The organism is Paeniglutamicibacter sp. MACA_103, assembly GCF_045798555.1.
Taxonomy (GTDB): Bacteria; Actinomycetota; Actinomycetes; order Actinomycetales; family Micrococcaceae; genus Paeniglutamicibacter.
This window is the reverse complement of sequence record NZ_JBIXLN010000022.1, coordinates 21,466-40,992: the sequence shown is the minus strand read 5'-3', so window position 1 is coordinate 40,992 and position 19,527 is coordinate 21,466. Positions and strand designations below refer to the sequence as shown.

17 protein-coding genes are annotated in these 19,527 nt (G+C 69.8%); 11 read left to right on the top strand and 6 right to left on the bottom strand.

Annotated elements, in window-relative coordinates; genetic code table 11:
• Nucleotides 1–122 precede the first annotated feature (122 nt).
• The 3 genes from ACIPVK_RS11865 to ACIPVK_RS11855 form a co-directional block, all read right to left on the bottom strand.
• On the bottom strand, nt 123–1,064 hold the full coding sequence (locus tag ACIPVK_RS11865) for a DNA-methyltransferase (protein ID WP_407612183.1): 942 nt from the start codon (nt 1,062–1,064) through the stop codon (nt 123–125).
• A 19-nt stretch (nt 1,065–1,083) separates the two neighbouring features.
• Nucleotides 1,084–2,766: a DEAD/DEAH box helicase gene (locus ACIPVK_RS11860; protein WP_407612182.1), complete on the bottom strand. Its 1,683-nt coding sequence runs from the start codon at nt 2,764–2,766 to the stop codon at nt 1,084–1,086.
• Nucleotides 2,767–3,103: 337 nt separating this feature from the next.
• On the bottom strand, nt 3,104–4,555 hold the full coding sequence (locus ACIPVK_RS11855) for an RNB domain-containing ribonuclease (protein WP_407612181.1): 1,452 nt from the start codon (nt 4,553–4,555) through the stop codon (nt 3,104–3,106).
• Between the two features lie 76 nt (nt 4,556–4,631).
• Between ACIPVK_RS11855 and ACIPVK_RS11850 the strand changes: the two genes are divergently transcribed.
• Together ACIPVK_RS11850 and ACIPVK_RS11845 are read left to right on the top strand one after the other, a co-directional pair.
• Nucleotides 4,632–5,312 carry a ferritin-like fold-containing protein gene (locus ACIPVK_RS11850; protein WP_407612180.1) on the top strand — a complete coding sequence of 227 codons (681 nt, stop codon included), beginning with the start codon at nt 4,632–4,634 and terminating at the stop codon, nt 5,310–5,312.
• A gap of 49 nt (nt 5,313–5,361) precedes the next feature.
• On the top strand, nt 5,362–6,045 hold the full coding sequence (locus ACIPVK_RS11845) for a 4a-hydroxytetrahydrobiopterin dehydratase (RefSeq protein WP_407612179.1): 684 nt from the start codon (nt 5,362–5,364) through the stop codon (nt 6,043–6,045).
• Between the two features lie 66 nt (nt 6,046–6,111).
• On the opposite strand, the gene ACIPVK_RS11840 is transcribed toward ACIPVK_RS11845, so the two are convergent.
• Nucleotides 6,112–6,333, bottom strand: coding sequence for a DUF3107 domain-containing protein (locus ACIPVK_RS11840; protein WP_407612178.1), 222 nt, complete (start codon nt 6,331–6,333; stop codon nt 6,112–6,114).
• Between the two features lie 70 nt (nt 6,334–6,403).
• On the bottom strand, nt 6,404–6,985 hold the full coding sequence (locus ACIPVK_RS11835; protein ID WP_407612224.1) for a TetR/AcrR family transcriptional regulator: 582 nt from the start codon (nt 6,983–6,985) through the stop codon (nt 6,404–6,406).
• A 172-nt stretch (nt 6,986–7,157) separates the two neighbouring features.
• Here ACIPVK_RS11835 and moeB point away from each other — a divergent pair, with 172 nt between their 5' ends.
• A complete protein-coding gene (moeB, locus tag ACIPVK_RS11830) occupies nt 7,158–8,381 on the top strand; it encodes a molybdopterin-synthase adenylyltransferase MoeB (RefSeq protein WP_407612177.1) in 1,224 nt (407 codons plus the stop codon).
• A 122-nt stretch (nt 8,382–8,503) separates the two neighbouring features.
• Here moeB and ACIPVK_RS11825 read toward each other — a convergent pair whose 3' ends face one another.
• Entirely contained in the window at nt 8,504–9,877 is a 1,374-nt protein-coding gene (locus ACIPVK_RS11825; RefSeq protein ID WP_407612223.1) for a glutamyl-tRNA reductase, read from the bottom strand.
• Between the two features lie 136 nt (nt 9,878–10,013).
• On the opposite strand from ACIPVK_RS11825, the gene hemE reads away from it, so the two are divergent.
• The 8 genes from hemE to hemL all read left to right on the top strand — a co-directional run bounded on the left by hemE (nt 10,014) and on the right by hemL (nt 19,269).
• A complete protein-coding gene (hemE, locus tag ACIPVK_RS11820) occupies nt 10,014–11,084 on the top strand; it encodes a uroporphyrinogen decarboxylase (RefSeq protein WP_407612176.1) in 1,071 nt (356 codons plus the stop codon).
• Between the two features lie 120 nt (nt 11,085–11,204).
• Nucleotides 11,205–13,004 carry a protoporphyrinogen/coproporphyrinogen oxidase gene (locus ACIPVK_RS11815; protein ID WP_407612175.1) on the top strand — a complete coding sequence of 600 codons (1,800 nt, stop codon included), beginning with the start codon at nt 11,205–11,207 and terminating at the stop codon, nt 13,002–13,004.
• Between the two features lie 118 nt (nt 13,005–13,122).
• Nucleotides 13,123–13,836 carry a hydrogen peroxide-dependent heme synthase gene (gene hemQ, locus ACIPVK_RS11810; protein ID WP_407612174.1) on the top strand — a complete coding sequence of 238 codons (714 nt, stop codon included), beginning with the start codon at nt 13,123–13,125 and terminating at the stop codon, nt 13,834–13,836.
• Nucleotides 13,833–15,038 (top strand): ferrochelatase, encoded by a 1,206-nt coding sequence (locus ACIPVK_RS11805; RefSeq protein ID WP_407612173.1) that lies wholly within the window; start codon nt 13,833–13,835, stop codon nt 15,036–15,038. Before hemQ ends, ACIPVK_RS11805 begins: the two co-directional genes overlap by 4 nt.
• Entirely contained in the window at nt 15,035–16,009 is a 975-nt protein-coding gene (gene hemC / locus ACIPVK_RS11800; RefSeq protein ID WP_407612172.1) for a hydroxymethylbilane synthase, read from the top strand. The genes ACIPVK_RS11805 and hemC overlap by 4 nt, the downstream gene beginning before the upstream one ends.
• 5 nt (nt 16,010–16,014) lie before the next feature.
• Complete coding sequence (locus ACIPVK_RS11795) at nt 16,015–16,932, top strand: uroporphyrinogen-III synthase (protein ID WP_407612171.1); 918 nt, start codon at nt 16,015–16,017, stop codon at nt 16,930–16,932.
• A 40-nt stretch (nt 16,933–16,972) separates the two neighbouring features.
• Nucleotides 16,973–17,956 (top strand): porphobilinogen synthase, encoded by a 984-nt coding sequence (gene hemB, locus ACIPVK_RS11790; protein WP_407612170.1) that lies wholly within the window; start codon nt 16,973–16,975, stop codon nt 17,954–17,956.
• Nucleotides 17,956–19,269 (top strand): glutamate-1-semialdehyde 2,1-aminomutase, encoded by a 1,314-nt coding sequence (gene hemL, locus ACIPVK_RS11785; protein ID WP_407612169.1) that lies wholly within the window; start codon nt 17,956–17,958, stop codon nt 19,267–19,269. Before hemB ends, hemL begins: the two co-directional genes overlap by 1 nt.
• Nucleotides 19,270–19,527 lie beyond the last annotated feature (258 nt).

Sequence of the window (19,527 nt, the reverse complement as noted above, 5' to 3'; positions counted from 1 at the left end):
CCGTGTCGCCTCTGAAATTCAAGGCAGCACGGGGCTTAGCGCATCAAGGGATTTGCATTAGGAATTCGGTCGATGACGGATGGGCCGCTCGTCGAACCGAGAAGCTGACTGCTATGGAACGATCAGTCGGCCAGATCCCGAAGCAATGTGGCCTTCGGGATGCGTTTGGTCATCACGGAGATCGACTGCGGGTTTTCGTCCACGCAGACAAAACGGCGGCCCAAGGCCTGGGCAACAGAACCGGTGGTGCCGGAGCCGGCGAAGAAGTCCAGGACCCAGTCGCCCTCTCGCGAACTCGCGTTGATGATCCGGCGCAGGATGCCCTCGGGCTTCTGCGTCGGGTACCCGGTCTTTTCCTTGCCGGTGGGCGAGACGATGGTGTGCCACCAGACATCGGTGGGCAGCTTGCCGCGTTCGCGCTTTTCGGCGGTGACCAGGCCGGGGGCCATGTACGGCTCGCGGTCGACCTCGGCGTTGTCGAAGTGGTACGTCTTGGGGTTCTTGACGTACACCAGGATGTTGTCGTGCTTGGCCGGCCAGCGGGACTTTGCCCGGGCTCCGTAGTCGTAGGCCCAGATGATCTCGTTCAGGAACGACTCGCGCCCGAAGATCGCATCGAGCATGACCTTGGCGTAGTGCACCTCGCGGTAGTCCAGGTGCACGTACAGCGTCCCGTCGTCGGCCAGCAGCCGCCAAGCCTCGCGCAGGCGCGGCTCAAGGAAGGACCAGTAGTCGTCGAACGCGTCGTCGTAGCTGTGCAGGTCCCCGCGCAAGGTGGAGTAGCTCCGGCCCTGGAAGCCGACCCTGTCGCCCTCGCCCTCGGCCGCGCGGACCGAGGTCATGACCTGGCGCTTTTGCGTCCGGCCGGTGTTGAACGGCGGATCGACGTAGATCAGGGTGAAGGATTCGTCGGGCAACGTCGGCAGGAACGTCGCGTTTTCGGCATGGACGATCAGGTTGGGTCCCGTGGGAGCCCAGGCGGGGGCAGGGGTTGCAGCGGCGGGCCCATCGGCGTCCGGTGAGGGATCGGCGATGGGCCCGTCGGGAATGCTGGTCAACGTCATCTAGTTGCTTGGCGTCAATCTACTCGGCGTCGTTGCGGTTCACGACTTCGCCGTCGCGGCGGCGGGTGCGGCTGCGGTTGGGGCGGGTGCGTGCCGGGCGCTCGGCCTTCGTGGCGCCCTGCTCCGAGGACTCGGTGGTGCCGGCGTGCTCGGAGGCTGCCGCGGTCTCGCGGTGGCGTTCGCCCTCGCGTGCCGGGCGGTCCGAACGGCCGCGGGAATGGCCGTGGCGTCCGCCGCGCTCACCGCTGTTGCCGCCGCGCTCGCCGCCGCGTTCAGAGCGGCGCCCGCCGTCGGAGGAACGCGAGGCGGGCTTCTTGCCGGTCTCGCCCAGGTCCTCGAGCTTCTCGCCGGCCAGGCCCTCGAGCTTGCGCGCGTGGCGCGGCAACCGGCCCTTGGTGCCCGCCGGGATGTGCAGGTCGGTGAAGAGATGCGGCGAGGAGGAGTAGGTTTCCACCGGCTCGGTGACGTTCAGGCCCAGGGCCTTGTTGATCAATCCCCAGCGCGGGACGTCTTCCCAGTCCACGAAGGTCACCGCGGTGCCCTTGTTGCCGGCGCGGCCGGTGCGGCCGACGCGGTGCAAGTAGGTCTTTTCGTCTTCCGGGCACTGCAGGTTGATCACGTGGGTGACGTCGTCCACGTCGATGCCGCGGGCCGCGACGTCGGTGGCGACCAGCACGTCGACCTTGTTGTTGCGGAAGGCGCGCAGTGCCTGCTCGCGGGCACCCTGGCCCAGGTCGCCGTGCATGGCGCCGGCGGCGAATCCGCGATCGATCAGTTCGTCGGTCAGCTTGGCGGCCGAGCGCTTGGTCTTGGTGAAGATGATGGTGCGTCCGCGGCCCTCGGCCTGCAGGATGCGGGCGACGACCTCGTCCTTGTCCAGCTGGTGGGCGCGGTAGACGACCTGGCGGATGTCCTTCTTGGTGATCGAGTCGTCGTCCGGGTCCGCGGCGCGGATGTGCGTCGGCTTGGTCATGTAGCGCCGGGCCATGGCGATGACCGGGCCGGGCATGGTGGCCGAGAAGAGCATGGTCTGGCGGATCGCCGGGGTGGCGGCGAGCAGCGTCTCGACGTCGGGCAGGAAGCCGAGGTCCAGCATCTCGTCGGCCTCGTCGAGGATGACGATGCGCACGTTCTTCAGGTTCAGGTGGCGCTGGCGGTGCAGGTCGATGAGGCGACCGGGGGTGCCCACGACGATCTCGACGCCGTTGTTCAGCTGCTCGATCTGCGGCTCGTAGGCTCGTCCGCCGTAGATCGTGGCGATGCGGGCGTTGCGCTTGGTCGAGGCCTTTTCGATGTCGGCGGCGACCTGCACGGCAAGCTCGCGGGTCGGGGCGACGATCAGGGCCTGCGGGGCGCCGGGTGCCGGGAGCTTGTCGTAGCCCTCGTCGTCGGGCCCGATGACGCGCTGCAGCGCGGGGATGCCGAAGCCGAAGGTCTTGCCGGTGCCGGTCTTGGCCTGGCCGATGATGTCGTGCCCGCCCAGTGCGACCGGGAGCGTCATCGACTGGATGGGGAAGGGGTGGATGATCCCGGCGTCCGTGAGGGATTCGACGATGTCGGCGCGCACGCCGAAGTCGGCAAAGGTCAGCTGCGGGATTTCGTGCGGGGTTTCATCGGTGGACAGGGATTCTTCGATGTCCACTGCTTCGGACGCCGAGTCGGCGGTGAGCAGGTGTTCTGTATTCGACACAGGGGGTCTCATTCGTTTAGGCACCTGGGGAAAGGGGTGCTCGACGACCGTCCCCGGCAATGCCGGGGGTATGGGGTCGGAGGTCCACCACAATCGAGGTGCTTCCAGCGGAGCCGATCGCAGGCTTAGCTAGCGGTCAAGTGGAACTGACCACGTGGGGCGCGGAAGTCGCTGGGTAATCCCGCATGAATTCTTTTCAAGGTACGCGACCGGGCATCCTTGTATACCGTTCAAGCATATCGTGCGACCGGGCAATTCGGGGTATTGCCCGCCGCGGGACCCGTCCCCGGGCCGGCGCGGCCCCGTCCACTGGGGACCGTAACCGGCCCGCGGTCCCCGGAGGATGGGCTCAGGAACCGACGATGCGGAAGAGCACCTTGCGGCTGGCCATGTCCGCGTGGACCAGCTCGGCCTCGACCTGCATGCCGGCCGCCGCGGTGCCCTCGAAGGGCGCCATGACCGCCGGGTCCTTCACCTGCAGGGTGCCCCCGGCGCGGTGGTTGCCGTTGCCCGGGTCCTCGGAACCGGTCAGCGTCACTGCCCGGAAGCGTTCGCCCACGCGGTGGGCCAGCGAGGCCGCCTCCACGGTGTCGATGGCGGCGCGTTCGACCTTGTTCACGATGCGGTTCGAGTCGTTCATCAGATCCGGCAGCTGGGGCAGCACCTCGCGCACGCCGGCGGGGACCTCCTGGCCGTGGACCGCGTAGGAGCAGACCAGCAGCGCGAAGCGGTCCACGAGGCGGCGCAACGGGGCGGTGGTGTGGGCGTAGGGCGCGGCGATGGCCGCCTGGATGGTCTCCCCGGGGACCTCGCCGTCGAGCGCGGTGTAGGTGGCGCCGCGGAACAGGCTCGTGGCCTGGTGCATGAGGGCCAGCTGGCGGGAGTCGGCCATATCGAGGGAGCGCAGGAACTCGCCGTAGGGCTGGTTCGTCTCCCAGACGGTTCCCAGCGCCTTGGCCTGGAGCCGGAAGACCTGGATGTCCTTTTCCGCCGGGGGCGGCATGGTGCGCAGGAGCCCCACCTTGGCCTCGAGCATGATGCGGGCCGCTTCCATCCCGGTCATCAGGGAGATCTGCGCGTTCCAGTCCTCCACCGGCAGCGGGGGGTCGGCAACGATCCGGTAGGTGCCGTCGACGCACTCGACCTCCTGGGACGGGATGCGCAGGGACGCGCCGCCGCGGGCCCGTTCCAGCTCGATGCGCTTGAGGCCGATCTCGCGCAGCAGCTGCAGCATCTCGCTGGCGCTCCCGTCGTCCAGGGAGGCCTGGACATCGACGTAGTTGAGCTTTTCCCGGCTGCGGACGATGGCCCGCTCCAGGGCGGTGTGGGTGACGGCACCGGAGGCATCGAGGGTGAAAGCCCAGAGGTAGGCGCTGCGCTCCTGGTCCGGCAGCAGGGAACCGGCGTCCTCGCTGATGGCCTCGGGGTGCAGCGCGATCCGCCGGTGCGGCAGGTACACCGTTTGGCCGCGCAGCCTGGTCTCGGCATCGAGGCGCCCGCCCAGGGCGACGAAGCCGGGCACGTCGGCGATCGCGTAGTGCACCACGTAGCCGTCGCCGTGCCGGGCCAGGTGGACGGCCTGGTCCAGGTCGGTGGATGTCGCCGGGTCGATGGTGACCAGTTCGATCTCGCGCCGGTCGATGGCGGGGCGCTCGAAGTCGGCGATGGCGCGCCGGGCCTCGGCGAGCACCTCGGGCGGGAATTCGCTGCGCAGGGCGAACTCCGTTTCCAGGGCCTCGAGGGCCTGTGCCAGTGCGGTGCTGCGGGCCTCGGGTGTGAGGGCGATATTTTGGTGGATCACATCGCCAGCATAACCACCGCGCGCGTGCCGGGACGTCGTTGTGTTGCGTGTGTTGGCCCGCGAGTACGCTGAAGCCATGACCAAATCACCTTTGACCTTTGGCTCGGCGGCCGCCGCGCAGGACGCGGAACTGGCCCTGCTGGGGCTGATCGCCTACCAGGAGCTCACGGCCTTCGAGCACCTGTCCTCCGACGCGCGCCTGTCGCCGACGCTGGTCGACCGCGAAACGCTGGGCCGTTTCGCGGTGACCGAGTTCGGGCACTTCGAAATGGTGCGCGAGCTCATTGCCGCCCGTGGCCTGGACCCGCAGGAGGTCATCGAGCCGTTCATGGCATCGCTGGATGAGATGCACCGGCGGACCAAGCCGGGGGACTGGTACGAGTCGCTGACCAAGGCGTACGTGATCGACGGGGTCGCCGCCGACTTCTACGCGCTGATCGCGTCCGGCCTGGAGCCGGAGGCCCGCGCGCTGGTGGAGGAGGTCAAGACCTCGCAAACGAACACCGAGTGGCTGCGCGAGCGGCTGCAGCTGGCGATTTCCGACCACCCCGAGCGGGCCTCGCGCCTGGCCCTGTGGGGCCGCAGGCTGCTGGGGGAGGCGCTGACCCAGGCGCGGGAAATCGGCGAGACCTATGACTTCTGGGGTGCGTTGCAGGCCGAGGGCCGCAACGACCGCGGACAGGAAATGACCGCGCTGTTCGCCCGGCTGGTGGAGAACCACTCGCGGCGCATGCGCCAGCTGGGCATGACCGCCTGAGAAGTGCCCGGCGACCGGCACCCCCGAACCAAGAGAAACGAGAAGAACCATGGGCCTTGAGAAGGATTCACCCCTCCGTGTCCTGACCGCCTACGAGATCGCCAGGGCGCTGAAGGAGCTGCCCTCCTGGCGCGAACGCCAGGGCGCACTGGTGTGCGCCTGGGAGTTCCCCGACTCGCGGGAGGCCATCGACTTCCTGTCCATCGTGGCCGAGGCCGCGGAGCACCAGGGGCACCACCCGGACGTGGACTGGCGGTGGAACACCATCTTCCTGAGCACCACCTCCCACGATGTGGGCGGAGAGATCACCCTGCGCGACGTCGCGCTGGCCACGCTGCTCGAATTCGCCGCCTCGGACTCCACCGCCGTCGCGGCGCCCCAGCGCCACCAGGACGTGTTCCTGGGCATCGACACGCAGGACCCCGCGCGGCTGGAGGACTTCTGGATCGAGGTCATGGGCTACCGCAAGGGCCGCGACGGGGACCTCATCGACCCCGAGGGACGCAACCCGCGGATCTGGTTCCAGGAGACGGCGACGCCGAACCCCAACCGCATCCACCTCGACAAGTACATTTCCCACTCCGGGCTGGAGCAGGCGCAGGCAGCCCTGGAGCCAAGCGCCGGGATGGGGGACAGGACGCACGAGCCGAGCTGGACCATCTACTCGGACGCCGACGGCAACCGGGTCTGCCTGTGCACCGAGCAACGCCAGGAACCGCCCGCCTTCGAGTAGCGGCGGTTAAACGTCGGAAGGGGGGACGGTTGCCCGTCCCCCCTTCCGCTGCCGGACGAAAAACGCCTAATGGGCGAATCCGACGCGGCGTGCTTCCTCGACACCGATCTCGACATACGCGATGCCCGAAACGGGCACGAGCATGAGGCGGCCCTTGGCATCGGTGAGGCGAAGTTCCCCGCCCGCCGCCAAGGCGTCCGAGACGCGCTTGGCCAGCTCCTCGGCGTTTTCTTCGGATTCGATTACGATCTCGCGGGCAACATTCTGAATTCCAATGCGAACGTCCATGTCGGCCTTCCTGGTTGGTGCATGTGCCGGGGCCCGGTGGCGCCGACCTACATCTAGTGTCGAATTTACGTCAGGATTCCTTGGGGAATCGACCGATTCCGCGCCAAGCTAAACGCGACACCAAATCGCTGGCCTCTTCCATGGACACCTCGTCGGCCATATCCACCCAGTAGCGGGCCGAAACCTGGGCCATCCCGGCCATGGCACGGCCCATGAGCAGCGCCTGCGCCGGGGGGAGTTTCGTGTCCTCCGCAACGACATCGGCAATGCGACCGGCGAACTTCGCGTTGAACGCCTCGATGCGCCCGCCGATCTCCTCGTCGTTGAGCAGGTCGGACTCGAAGATGAGCCGGAACGCCTGGGAATCGCGTGCGATGTATTCGTAGTAGGCGCGAATCGTGGCGCCCACGCGCAGCTTGTTGTCGGAGGTGGAGTTGATGGCCTGCTGCAACAACGCGCTGAATTCGTCCATGTGGGCATCGAGCAACGCCACGTATAGCTCCCGCTTTCCCGGGAAGTGCTGGTAGAGCACCGGCTTGGACACCTCGGCGACTTCGGCGATCTCGTCCATCGACGCCCCGTGGAAGCCGTGGGCGACGAAGACCTGGTGGGCCGCCTGGAGCAGCTGGCGGCGGCGGGCCTCGCGCGGCATCCGCACGGTCCGTTGGGTCCGGCCGCCGAGGCTTGGGGGTATGGTCACGTCGGCCCTTTCGCGGAAGCTGGCCGCCCGGCGAAAGCGGGCGACATTTCGCACAAGTCTACTCTTGGGTAACGACGGATGCCGGACCTGACGCATCGTGCCGCCCAAGCACTATGGTGAATACATGGATCCCCGCACCGAGCCCACGACCCCGAACCGGAACGACGCCCCGGGCCGCCTCCCGGCCCTCGTGGGGCCCGGGGAGGAACTGCTGCCCGAGGAAATGATGCGCTATTCGCGCCAGATCATCATCCCGGAGATCGGGATGGGCGGGCAGCGCCGGCTCAAGAACGCCCGTGTGCTGGTCATCGGCGCCGGGGGACTGGGATCCCCGGCCCTGCTCTACCTGGCCGCGGCCGGGGTGGGGACGCTGGGCATCATCGACGACGACGTGGTGGACCTGGGCAACCTGCAGCGCCAGGTCATCCACTCCACCGCAACCGTGGGGGAGCTGAAGACCGAATCGGCGGCCCGGCGCATCCGCGAGCTGAACCCGCTCATCGACGTGAAGCTGCACAACGAACGACTGGACGTCGAGAACGCGGTGGAGCTCTTCGGCCAGTACGACCTGGTGCTGGACGGCACCGACAACTTCGCGACCCGCTACCTGGTCAACGACGCCGCGGCGCTCGCCGGAATACCGTATGTCTGGGGCTCGATCCTGCGCTTCGACGGGCAGGTCAGCGTCTTTTGGGACGCCTACGGCCCGAACTACCGCGACCTCTACCCGACCCCGCCGCCCCCGGGCACGGTTCCCTCCTGCTCCGAGGGCGGGGTCTTCGGGGTGCTGTGTGCGCAGGTCGGATCCGTCATGGTGGCCGAGGCCATCAAGCTCATCACCGGGGCGGGGCGCACGCTATTGGGCCGCCTGCTGATCCTGGACTCGCTGGACATGACCTGGCGCGAGGTCTCGCTGCGCACCGATCCCGAGGTCGGGCCGATCACCGCGCTGCTGCCCAGCTACGACGACTTCTGCGCGATGCCGATGCTGGACGCGGACGGGCTGCGGCTCACGGCCGAGCACAGCATCACGGCCTCCCGGCTGGCCGAGCTGCTCCAGGGGCGCGAGGAAGGCAAAGAAGACTTCCTGCTCATCGACGTGCGAGAACGCGGGGAAGCCGAGATCGTCTCGATCCCCGGGGCCATCCTTGCCCCCCGCGGGGCGATCCTCGCCGGCGAGATCGAGTTGCCGCGGGATAAGGAGCTGATCCTGCACTGCAAGTCCGGGGGGCGCTCCTCCGAGGTGATGCGCCACCTGCTGGGCAACGACTACACCCGGGTGCGCCACGTCGCCGGCGGCATCCTGGACTGGATCAGCGACGTGGATCCGTCGCTGCCGACCTACTGAGGACCGCTGCCCGACGGGCCGCGGACGGCTTGGGCGGCTTCGGGGCTGTCGCGGGGACGGAAAAGGCGCCGCGGAAAGCCTGGTGCTTGCCCGCGGCGCCCTTGCGCGCATGGAAAGAGGAGCTAGACGGCCTGGCGCTGCAGGTCGGCCTGCCCTGATATGGTCCCGGCCTCTGGAGCCGAGCCGGCCGAACCCGTCCCGGTGACGGGGCAGCGGGAGGCGTTCTTCACCGACGGGGCTGCAGGCAGCTCGACCTCGAGCCCGTAGAGGGTTTCCAGGGCGTCGATGTAGTCCCCGGCGCGGCCGGCGGCGGCAAGCTCGCGGGCGCGGACCGTGGGCACGTGCAGCAGCTGGCGCATCATCCGGCGCATGGCGAATTCGACTTCCTCGGCGGCGGCGGTGCAGCCGTGCTGGGCGCGGACCTTCTCCACCTCGGCCTCGAGCACCCGCTGGGTGTGCTTGCGCAGGGCCACGATGGCGGCATCGGCGGCGCGCTCGCGCTGCTCGGCGGCGAAGGCCTCGGCGGCATCGAGCACGATGCTCCGTGCCTGGCGCAGCGACTGCGCCTGTTCTTCGGGCGCGGCCATGCGCACCGATTCCAGGTTGATCAATTCCACGCCCTCCAGGGCACCGAGTTCAGGATCGAAGTCGTGGGTCAGCGCCAGGTCGATGGCCACCAGCGGGCGGGAGGCACGGTCCAGGGACGCGATGTCGGAGGCCATCAGGCGGTGGTCGGAGCCGGAACAGCCGATGATGACGTCTGCCTGCTCCAGGGCCGCCTCGAGGGTGGTCTCGTCCAGGGCGGTTCCGCCGCGGGTGGCGACGAATGCCTCGGCGCGACCGGAGGCGGAGAAGACCGAAACGTTGTGGGCCGCGCGTTCGCGCAGCAGCGACATGGTGGCCCCGGCGTAGGCGCCGGTGCCGAAGATGACGATGTTCTTGGGTCCCCAGTCCGGGTCGCGGCTCAGGTCGGTGGCCAGTTCCAGGGCGACGGACACGACGGAGAGGCCGCGCGATCCCAGCGAGGTGCGCGAGCCGACGTCCTTGGCGGTGCGCGAGGCTGCCTGGAAGAGCCGGACCAGCGAGCCAGTGGCGGTTCCCGCGGCCTGCGCCTCGTTCAGTGCGCGGCGCACCTGCCCGGCGATCTCGCGTTCGCCGATGACCGCGGAGTCAAGTCCGGCGCCGACGGAGAAGAGGTGCTCGATGACCTCGGTCTCGGTCTTGGAGACCAGGGCGGTGGAGATGGTGTCCTGGCTGAGGCCGGTGCTGGCGGCGATCTGGGCGATCACCTCCGACCGGGCGGCAACGACGTCCTCTGATTGCGGGACTTCGCAATAGATTTCGTAGCGGTTGCAGGTGGCCAGGGTGATGGCGCCGGCGACCGGGCTGGCCGAAGCGAGCACGACGGAAGCGACCTGGGAGGCGTCGGCACTGATCTTTGCCACGGTCTCGAGGTCGATGTCTGAATGGGAGGCAACGAGAGATAGTAAAACCACAGTGCATCCCATGATAGCGCTTCTACGTGCCGTAGAGCATTAGTTGTGACCAGTTCGTCTATCCCCGGGCTCGCAGCGTGTTCGCTGGGGGCGAGTGGATTACGGTTCGGGCAGATATGTTGGCAGAATCAGTAGCATGACGTTGAGCCAGAACCACCCGCTGATGGACGGTCGTACCGCCAATTCCCCGTTGATTTCCGCCTACCGCGGCCAGAAGCCCACCCGCAGACCCGTGTGGTTCATGCGCCAGGCCGGCCGTTCGCTGCCCGAGTACCGCAAGTTGCGCGAGGGCACCGAGATGCTCGAATCGTGCCTGCGCCCCGAGATGGCCTCGGAAATCACGCTGCAGCCGGTGCGCCGCCACGACGTGGATGCCGGCATCTTCTTCTCCGACATCGTGATCCCGCTCAAGCTTGCGGGCATCGATGTGGACATCGTCCCGGGCGTCGGCCCGGTGCTGGGCACCCCGGTGCGCACCGCCGCCGACGTGCGCGCGCTGCCGAAGATGGACGACGCGGCGCTGGACCCGATCCGCGAGGCCGTCGCGATGACCGTCGAGCAGCTGGGCAACACCCCGCTGATCGGTTTCGCCGGCGCCCCGTTCACCGTCGCCGCCTACATGGTCGAGGGGCGCCCGTCCCGAGACCACATGGGCCCGCGCACCATGATGCACGCCGAGCCCGGCGTCTGGGAGGAACTGGCCAACTGGGCCGCCGACGCCTCCGGCGCGTTCCTGCGCGCCCAGATCGAGGCCGGCGCCTCCGCCGGCCAGCTCTTCGACTCCTGGGCCGGATCGCTCTCGCTGGCGGACTACACCAACTTCGTCGCCCCGGCCTCGGCCCGCGCCCTGGACCTGGTGCGCGACACCGGCGTCCCGCTGGTGCACTTCGGCACCGGCACCTCGGAGCTGCTGCCCGCCATGCGCAACGTGGGCGTCGACGTGATGGGCGTGGACTACCGCCTGCCGCTGGACGAGGCCAACCGCCGCCTGGGCGGGGACATCCCGCTGCAGGGCAACATCGACCCGGCCCTGCTTTCAGCCCCGTGGGAGGTCCTCGAGGCCCACGTGCGCGAGGTGCTCGCCGCCGGCGACACCGCGCCGAGCCACGTGGCGAACCTGGGCCACGGCGTGCCGCCGGAGACCGACCCGGAGGTCCTCACCCGCGTGGTCGAGCTGATTCACTCGATCCCCGTGGCCGGGCGTTAAGCTAGAACCACCAGCAGTACCGCCGGGGTGCGGTGCGCGGGGCGATTCGCCCGCGCGGACGCCACGCGCAGCGCATCCCGGACCCACAAGCAACACCTTCGTTTTCCCGGAAAAGAGTTGATGGTGCCACACGTCGAAGAGCAGCCACGCCGCGGCTCGGCCAACGATGCCGGCCCTGCCCAGCCCGTCCCGGGCGGCCAGGCCGGCTCGGGCGACGGGTTGCCCGCCGCCGATGCGGCACCGGCCACGGACCACGCACCGGCCACTGCCCCGGCACCGGCGCCCGAAGAGGCGCCCGCCCCGGCCAAGGCCAAGCGCGCCCCGGTGGCGTCGAACGCCGCCGCCCACGCGCTGCGCCTGCTGAACCGGGCCCGCGGCACCGAGGCGGCACAGCCGTCCCCGAGTGCTCCCGATGCCCCGCTGGCGCTGGTCGTCGGCGGCGGGATCTCCGGGCTCGTGGCCGCCCGCGAACTGGCCGCCACCGGCCACCGCGTCCAGGTCCACGAGGCCGGAGGCGTCTTCGGCGGCTGCGTGGGACTCCACGAGGTCGCCGGGCTGGCCCTGGACGCGGGAGCGGAGTCCTTCGCCACCCGCTCCACCGCCGTCGCGGACCTCTTGGGCGAACTGGGCCTGGGCGAGGACATCGTCACCCCCGAACCCGGCGGCGCCTGGCTGTACCTCAAGCGCGGGGGCGAAAACGTCGCCCAGCCGCTTCCGGCCACCGGGATCCTGGGCATCCCCGGGGACCCGTGGGCAGAGGAGGTGCGCCGCGCCGTGGGGCGCGCCGGCGCCCTGCGTGCCGCCGCGGACCTGATCACCCCGGTCTCGAAGAAGCTCCTCGAGGGCGACATGTCCCTCGGCGCACTGGTCCGCTCCCGCATGGGCTCCGCGGTGCTGGAAAACCTCGTCACCCCCGTGGTCTCCGGCGTGCATTCGGCGGACCCCGACACCCTCGACGTGGACGCCATCGCGCCGGGGCTGCGCGCCTCGGTGCTCAAGCACGGCTCGCTGGCCCGCGCCGTCGCGGCCATGCGCGCAGCTGCCCCGGCCGGATCCGCCGTCGCCTCCGTCTCCGGCGGCATGAACCGGCTGACCTCCGCCCTGGTCGCAGACCTCAAGGCCGCGGGCGTGCAGCTGCACGCCAACAGCCGGGTCGCGGGGATCGCGGCGAACGCAGGGGGGACCGGCTTCCGCATCGAACTGGCCCCGCGGTCCGTAGCCGCGGCCAAGGACGCCAAGCACGAGAAGGAATCCAGGCACGAGCGCCATGACCGGCTGGCCAAGGAGGCCGGCGCTGAGGCCGGGCAGCCGCGCGAGGTGGTGGCCGAGCGCCTGGTGGTGGCCACCGGCGGCGAAACCGCGGTCGCCCTGCTGAGCGGGATCGACGCCGGATTCGCCGCCCACGCCCCGGCCCCGGGCGCCGGGATCTCGCTGGTCACCCTGGTGATCGACAAGCCCGAGCTCGACGCCGCGCCGCGTGGAACCGGGCTGCTGGTGGCCCCCACGGTCGACGACGTCGGGGCCAAGGCACTGACCCACGCGACGGCCAAGTGGCACTGGCTCGGAGACGAATCGGGCCCCGGATCGCACGTCTTGCGCCTGTCCTACGGCCGGCTCAACGACGTGGCCTCCGCCCTGGTCAACGCCGACGACGCCTCGCTGCGCAACGCCGCGCTGAAGGACGCCTCGGTGCTGCTGGGCATCGAAATCACCGCCGGGGACCTGCTGGGCTTCGACGTGGTGCGCTATTCGGGCGCGCTGCCCTTCGCCACCACCGGGCACGCGGCGCGCGTGGCAGCCATCCGCGAACTCGCCGGCACCCACCCGGGCCTCGACGTGGTCGGCGCCTGGCTGGCCGGCACCGGCCTGGCCTCCGTCGTCGCCGACACCCGCAAACGGCTGCGCATCACCGCCAGCTGACCCGCCACCTCGCCCGCCGGTGCGTGCCGGCGGGCGGCAACAGACTTTCGCAAAACTTACGAGAACCGCTTCGCCCCCCACCGGCGAGGTACCGCAAAGAAAGCAGGAGAACCAACCCATGAGTGCAGTGGAATCCAACTCACCCGTCATCCGCGACCGCGAAGCAGCCGGGGCCGACGCCACCATGTACTACACCCTGTGGACCGTCTTCAAGCGTGAATCGGACCTGGACCGCACCGAGGGCGTCGAGGCGTTCGACGCGCTCATCGCCGAGCTCGCCGCCGACGGCGTGACCCTGCGCGGCACCTACGACGTCTCGGCGATGCGTGAGGACGCCGACGTGATGACCTGGGTGCACGGGCCGACCGCCGAGTCCCTGCAGGCCGCGGTGCGCAAGATCCGCCGCTCTTACCTCTTCGCCGAGACCTCCATCGTCTACTCGACCATGGCCGTGCACCGCGAGGCCGAGTTCTCCAAGGACCACTCGCCGGCCTTCGCCCGCGGCGTGGCCCCTGAGGCCTGGATGACCGTCTACCCGTTCGTCCGCTCCACCGACTGGTACTTGCTGGACCCCAAGGAGCGCGGCAAGATGCTGCGCGACCACGGCATCCTGGGCCGCGACTTCCCGTCGGTGCTGGCCAACACCGTGGCCGCCTTCGCCTTCGGCGACTACGAATGGCAGATCTGCCTCGAGGCCCCGGACATGATCGATTTGGTCGACATGATGCGCCACCTGCGCTACACCGAGGCCCGCAACCACGTGCGCGAGGAAATCCCGTTCTACACCGGACGCCGCATCTCCACCGCCGAGGTCGCCGAGGTCCTGCGATGAGCCAGGATTTCGATCCTCGCACCGGGTACGACGAAAACGGCGTCATGGCCCCCAAGGCCTACGACGCGATCCTGCTGGCCTCCTTCGGCGGCCCGGAGGGCCAGGACGACGTGATCCCGTTCCTGCGCAACGTCACCAAAGGCCGCGGCATCCCGGACGAGCGCCTCGAGGAGGTCGCCACCCACTACCGGGCCAACGGCGGCGTCTCCCCGATCAACGCGCAGAACCGGGCACTCAAGGCGGCCCTCGAGGCGGAGCTTGCCGCCCGCAACATTCAGGTGCCGGTCTACTGGGGCAACCGCAACTGGGCGCCCTACGTGGCCGAAACCATCGAGCAGATCCACGCCGAGGGCCACCGCACGGTGCTGATGCTCTCCACCAGCGCGTACTCCGGCTATTCCTCCTGTCGCCAGTACCGCGAGGACCTGGGCGTCGCCCTGCGCGAGACCGGGCTGGAGGGCAAGCTCGAGGTCGACAAGGTGCGCCAGTACTTCGACACCCCCGCGTTCGTGAACCCGTTCATGGACGGGCTGCGCGACTCGCTGGCCAACGTCCGGGCGCAGCTGGAGAAGGCCGGCAACCCGGAGGGCGAGATCAAGATCGTCTTCGTCACCCACTCCATCCCGACCTCCGACGCGCAGGCCGCCGGCCCGCGCGAGCTGGTCGCGCAGCTGGACACCGACCTGTACTCGGCCCAGCACCTGGCCGTGGCCGACGCGATCCTGGCCGGGGTGCCCGAGGCCGCGGGCCTGGAGCACTCCCTGGTCTTCCAGTCGCGCTCCGGTGCCCCGCACGTGCCGTGGCTGGAACCGGACATCAACGACGCCCTGGCCGACTACAAGGCCGCCGGAGTCGCCGGGGTAGTGGTGGTGCCCATCGGCTTCGTCTCGGACCACATGGAGGTCCTCTGGGACCTTGACACCGAGGCCAAGGACAGCTGCGCCGAACTCGGCCTGGCCTTCCACCGCGTCCCGACCCCCGGGACCCACGCCACGTTCGTCTCGGGCATGGTCGACCTGCTCTCCGAGCGCCTGGCAGGGACGGACGGGAACGCGCTGAAGCCCGGCCGCGCCTCGGTCGCCGAGCTCGGCCCGTGGTTCGATGTCTGCCGCCCCAACTGCTGCGTGAAGGTCATGCGCGACGGGACCACCAAGCCGACCATCGCCGCGGTCGACTCCGAGGTCGGGGTGCCCGCATCATGAGCGCCTCACGCTTCACCATCGGCACCCGCGGCTCCGCGCTGGCCACCACGCAGACCGGACACGTCGCGGCGCAGCTGCACGAAATCGCCCAGGTCCCCTACGACACCGTCCTGATCAAGACCGAGGGGGACGTGACCACCGGACCGCTGTCCCAGCTCGGCGGCACCGGCGTGTTCGCCGCGGCCCTGCGCCAGGCACTGTACGAGGGCACCTGCGACCTGGCGGTGCACTCGCTGAAGGACCTGCCCACCACGCAGCCCGAAGGCCTGGTCATCGCGGCGACCCCGAAGCGCGCGGACGTGCGCGACGCGCTGTGCGCCCGCGACGGGCTCTTCCTGGCCGAACTGCCCGAGGGCGCCAGCGTAGGCACCGGCTCTCCGCGGCGCGCCGCGCAGCTGCTGGCCTTCAGGCCGGATCTGAAGATCGTGGACATCCGCGGCAACGTCGGCACCCGGCTGGGCCGGGTCAAGGGCTCGCCGGCGCAAAAGGACGACGGGGGAGTGGGGCGCACCGCGCAGGGCGACCTGGACGCGGTGATCCTGGCCGCCGCCGGCCTGGAGCGCCTGGGCCTGGAATCGCACATCACCGAGTACCTGGACCCGGAGATCATGCTCCCGGCCCCCGGCCAGGGCTCCCTGGCCGTGGAGGTCCGGAGCGGCGGCAGCGGACACCCGTCCGTCGACGCGGCGCTGGAGACCATGGACGACGGGGACACGCGCCTGGCGGTCACCGCCGAGCGCGCGCTGCTGGCACGCCTCGAGGCCGGCTGCGCCGCGCCCATCGGCGCCCTGGCCACGGTGCACGGCGATTCCCTGGTGCTCGACTCGGTGGCCTGCAGCCCCGACGGCTCCGACACCATGCGCCGCTCCGCCACCACGCGGACGCTCACCCTCGACGGGGCGCACGCCCTGGGCGTGGCGTTGGCCGAGCAATTGCTGCGCGAGGGCGCCGCCGACCTGGCGGGGCTGTAGCAACCATGCCGAATCCCGGGGTGTTGGCGGGGCGCACCGCCCTGCTGCTGCGCAGCGCCGACCGTGCCGCGGCGACCGTGAAGGTCCTCGCGGCACGCGGCGCGCGCACCGCCGTGTGCAGGCTCATCGACTTCGAGCTGCCCGCCGACACCGCGGAACTCGATGCGCACCTGCGCAGGATGCTTTCCGGGCACTACGACTGGTGCGTCTTCACCTCCGTCAACACGCTCACCGCGCTCACCCGCCGGGCCGCAGCACTGGGCCTGGAGCTGGCGATCCCCGCCGGTACCCGGGTCGCGGTGGTCGGCGAGGCCACCGCGGCGGCCGTGCGTTCCCTGGGGGCGCACATCGATTTCATGCCCGCCACCGACCACTCGGCCCGCGGCATGCTTGCCGACTGGCACGATTTGCGCACCTCGGAGGCCCGGGTGTTCGCCCCGCAGGCGGACATCGCCTCCTCCACGCTGCGCGACGGGTTCGCGGCCCACGGCTGGGACGCGGACATCGTCATCGCCTACAACACCGTCACCGCCCCGGCGGATCCGGCCCGCGCGCTGCACACGCATTTTCCGGCGGGCTCCAACCCAAACCCGGTTTCGCTGCCCGAGGGCGGATACCTGGTGGAGGTTGCACAACTTCCCGCCGCGCTGGAGAAGTGTGAGGCGATCATGTTCTCCTCGCCGAGCACCGTCGACAAGCTCCTGGCGCTGGTCCCGGGCCTTGCAACGCGCCCGGGAAGGGGTCAGGAGCTGATCGCGATCGGCGACAGCACCGCCAAGCGGCTGCGCGAGCACGGGCTGGAACCCGCGGGCGTCGCGGCCCTTCCCACCCCCGAAGGACTTGCCGACGCCTGGGAATCCGCCGTTGCGGCTTCCACCCACGCGGCTTCCAGCGACGCAGCCCCCATCGATCCAGCCACCTAAGACTTAGCTACCACCACACCAGCTTCACAAGGAGCGAAGAATGTCATTCCCCGCCCGCAGGCCCCGCCGCCTGCGCACCACCCCCGCCATGCGCCGGCTCGCCGCCGAGCTCGTGCTGGCCCCGCAGCAGCTGATCCTGCCTGCCTTCGTGCGCGAGGGGCTGAGGGAACCGAACCCGATCACCTCGATGCCCGGGGTCGTGCAGCACACCCTGGACACGCTCAAGGCCGCCGCGGCCGAAGCCGTCGAGCTGGGCCTGGGCGGCATCATGCTCTTCGGCATCCCGGAGACCCGCGACGCCATCGGCAGCGCAGGCGTGGACCCGGCCGGCATCCTGAACCTCGGCATCGAGGCCGTGCGCGCCGAGGTGGGCGACGAACTGGTCATCATGTCGGACGTCTGCCTGGACGAATTCACCGACCACGGACACTGCGGCGTGCTCGACGCCAAGGGCAACGTGGACAACGACGCCACGCTGGAAATCTACGGGCGGATGGCCGTGGCGCAGGCCGAGGCCGGCGCCCACATGCTCGGCCCCTCGGGCATGATGGACGGCCAGGTCGCCGTCATCCGCCAGGCCCTGGACGAGGCCGGCCACCAGGACGTCTCCATCCTGGCCTACGCCGCGAAGTACGCCAGCGCGTTCTACGGCCCGTTCCGCGAGGCCGTGGACTCCCAGCTCACCGGCGACCGCCGCACCTACCAGATGGACGCGGCCAACCGCCGCGAGGCCATGATCGAGGTCGAACTCGACCTCGCCGAGGGCGCTGACATGGTCATGGTCAAGCCGGCCATGAGCTACCTGGACGTGCTGGCCGACGTGGCCGCGATGTCCCCGGTCCCCGTCTCCGCCTACCAGATCTCCGGCGAATACGCGATGATCGAGGCCGCCGCCGCCAACGGCTGGATCGACCGCCGCGCCGCGATCACCGAATCCGTGCTGGGCATCCGCCGCGCGGGCGCCGACACCGTGTTGACCTACTGGGCCTCCGAACTCGCCCAGTGGCTGAAAGAAGGAAAATAATGACCAGCTCCGCCGAACTCTTCGCCACCGCCCAGAAGCTGATGCCCGGCGGGGTGAACTCCCCGGTGCGCGCCTTCGGCTCGGTCGGCGGGGTGCCCCCGTTCATGGTCGGCGCCAAGGGTGCCTATTTGACCGACGCCGACGGGAACTCCTACGTCGACCTGGTCTGCTCCTGGGGCCCGGCGCTGCTGGGCCACGCCCACCCGGCCATCCAGGACGTCGTGCACGCGGCCGTCGACCGCGGGCTGTCCTTCGGCGCCTCGACCCCGGACGAGGGTAAGCTCGCCGCGTTGGTCATGGACCGCTTCGGCGGCGTGGAGCGCATGCGCATGGTCTCCACCGGCACCGAGGCCACCATGACCGCGGTGCGCCTGGCCCGCGGCTACACCGGCCGCGACCTCATCGTGAAGTTCGCCGGTTGCTACCACGGGCACCTCGACGGACTGCTGGCCGCCGCCGGCTCCGGCCTGGCCACCCTGGCCCTGCCCGGCTCCGCCGGCGTCACCGCGGCCACCGCGGCCGAGACCCTGGTACTGCCGTACAACGACCGCGAGGCCATCACCGCGGCGTTCGCCGAGCACGGGGTGAACATCGCCGCCGTCATCACCGAGTCCGCACCCTGCAACATGGGCGTCGTGACACCGGAAGAGGGCTTCAACAAGTTCCTGGCCGAGACCACCACCGCCAACGGCGCGCTGCTGATCCTCGACGAGGTCCTCACCGGATTCCGCGCCTCGGATGCCGGCTACTGGGGACTGACGGGACGCACCGAGGGCTGGACCCCGGACCTCTACACCTTCGGCAAGGTCATCGGCGGAGGCCTGCCCACCGCGGCGCTCGGCGGCCGCGCCGAGGTCATGGACTACCTGGCCCCGCTGGGCCCGGTCTACCAGGCCGGCACGCTCTCGGGCAACCCGGTGGCCATGGCCGCCGGCATCGCCCAGCTGACCAACGCCACCGCCGAGGTCTACGCGCACATCGATGCGAAGTCCCTGCAGCTGCAGGCTGCCCTCGCCGAGGCGCTGGGTGCAGCCGGAGTCGACCACTCGATCCAGCGTGCAGGCAACCTGTTCTCCGTCGCCTTCGGCACCTCGGAGCACGGGGTGCACAACTACGCCCAGGCCCAGGCGCAGGAGGCCTACCGCTACGCGCCGTTCTTCCACTCGATGCTGGAGTCGGGAATCTACCTGCCGCCGAGCGTCTTCGAGGCCTGGTTCCTCTCCTCGGCGCACGACGACGAGGCCATGGAAAAGATCTTCGCGGCACTTCCGGCCGCAGCCCGCGCAGCGGCATCGGCGGTCCCCGCCGCCTGATTCCTCTGGGCGCCTTGAAAGCCCCCGATTATTGACGCATCAACCGCTTGATGTGGAAACAATCGGGGGCGTTTTCACGTTCCGGGGACCGATCGCCGGCCGGAGAACCAAAAAATGGTGAGGTCTAGGCCACTTTCGAGCACGACCCGATGCAGCGTTGACGCTGCCGGGGCGGGGGATTATCCCGATGGGGAAACGTGCTCCATGTTTGAGGAAAAAGCCATGTCAAGCCGAACTTAGCTCTCGCGGCAACCGGAC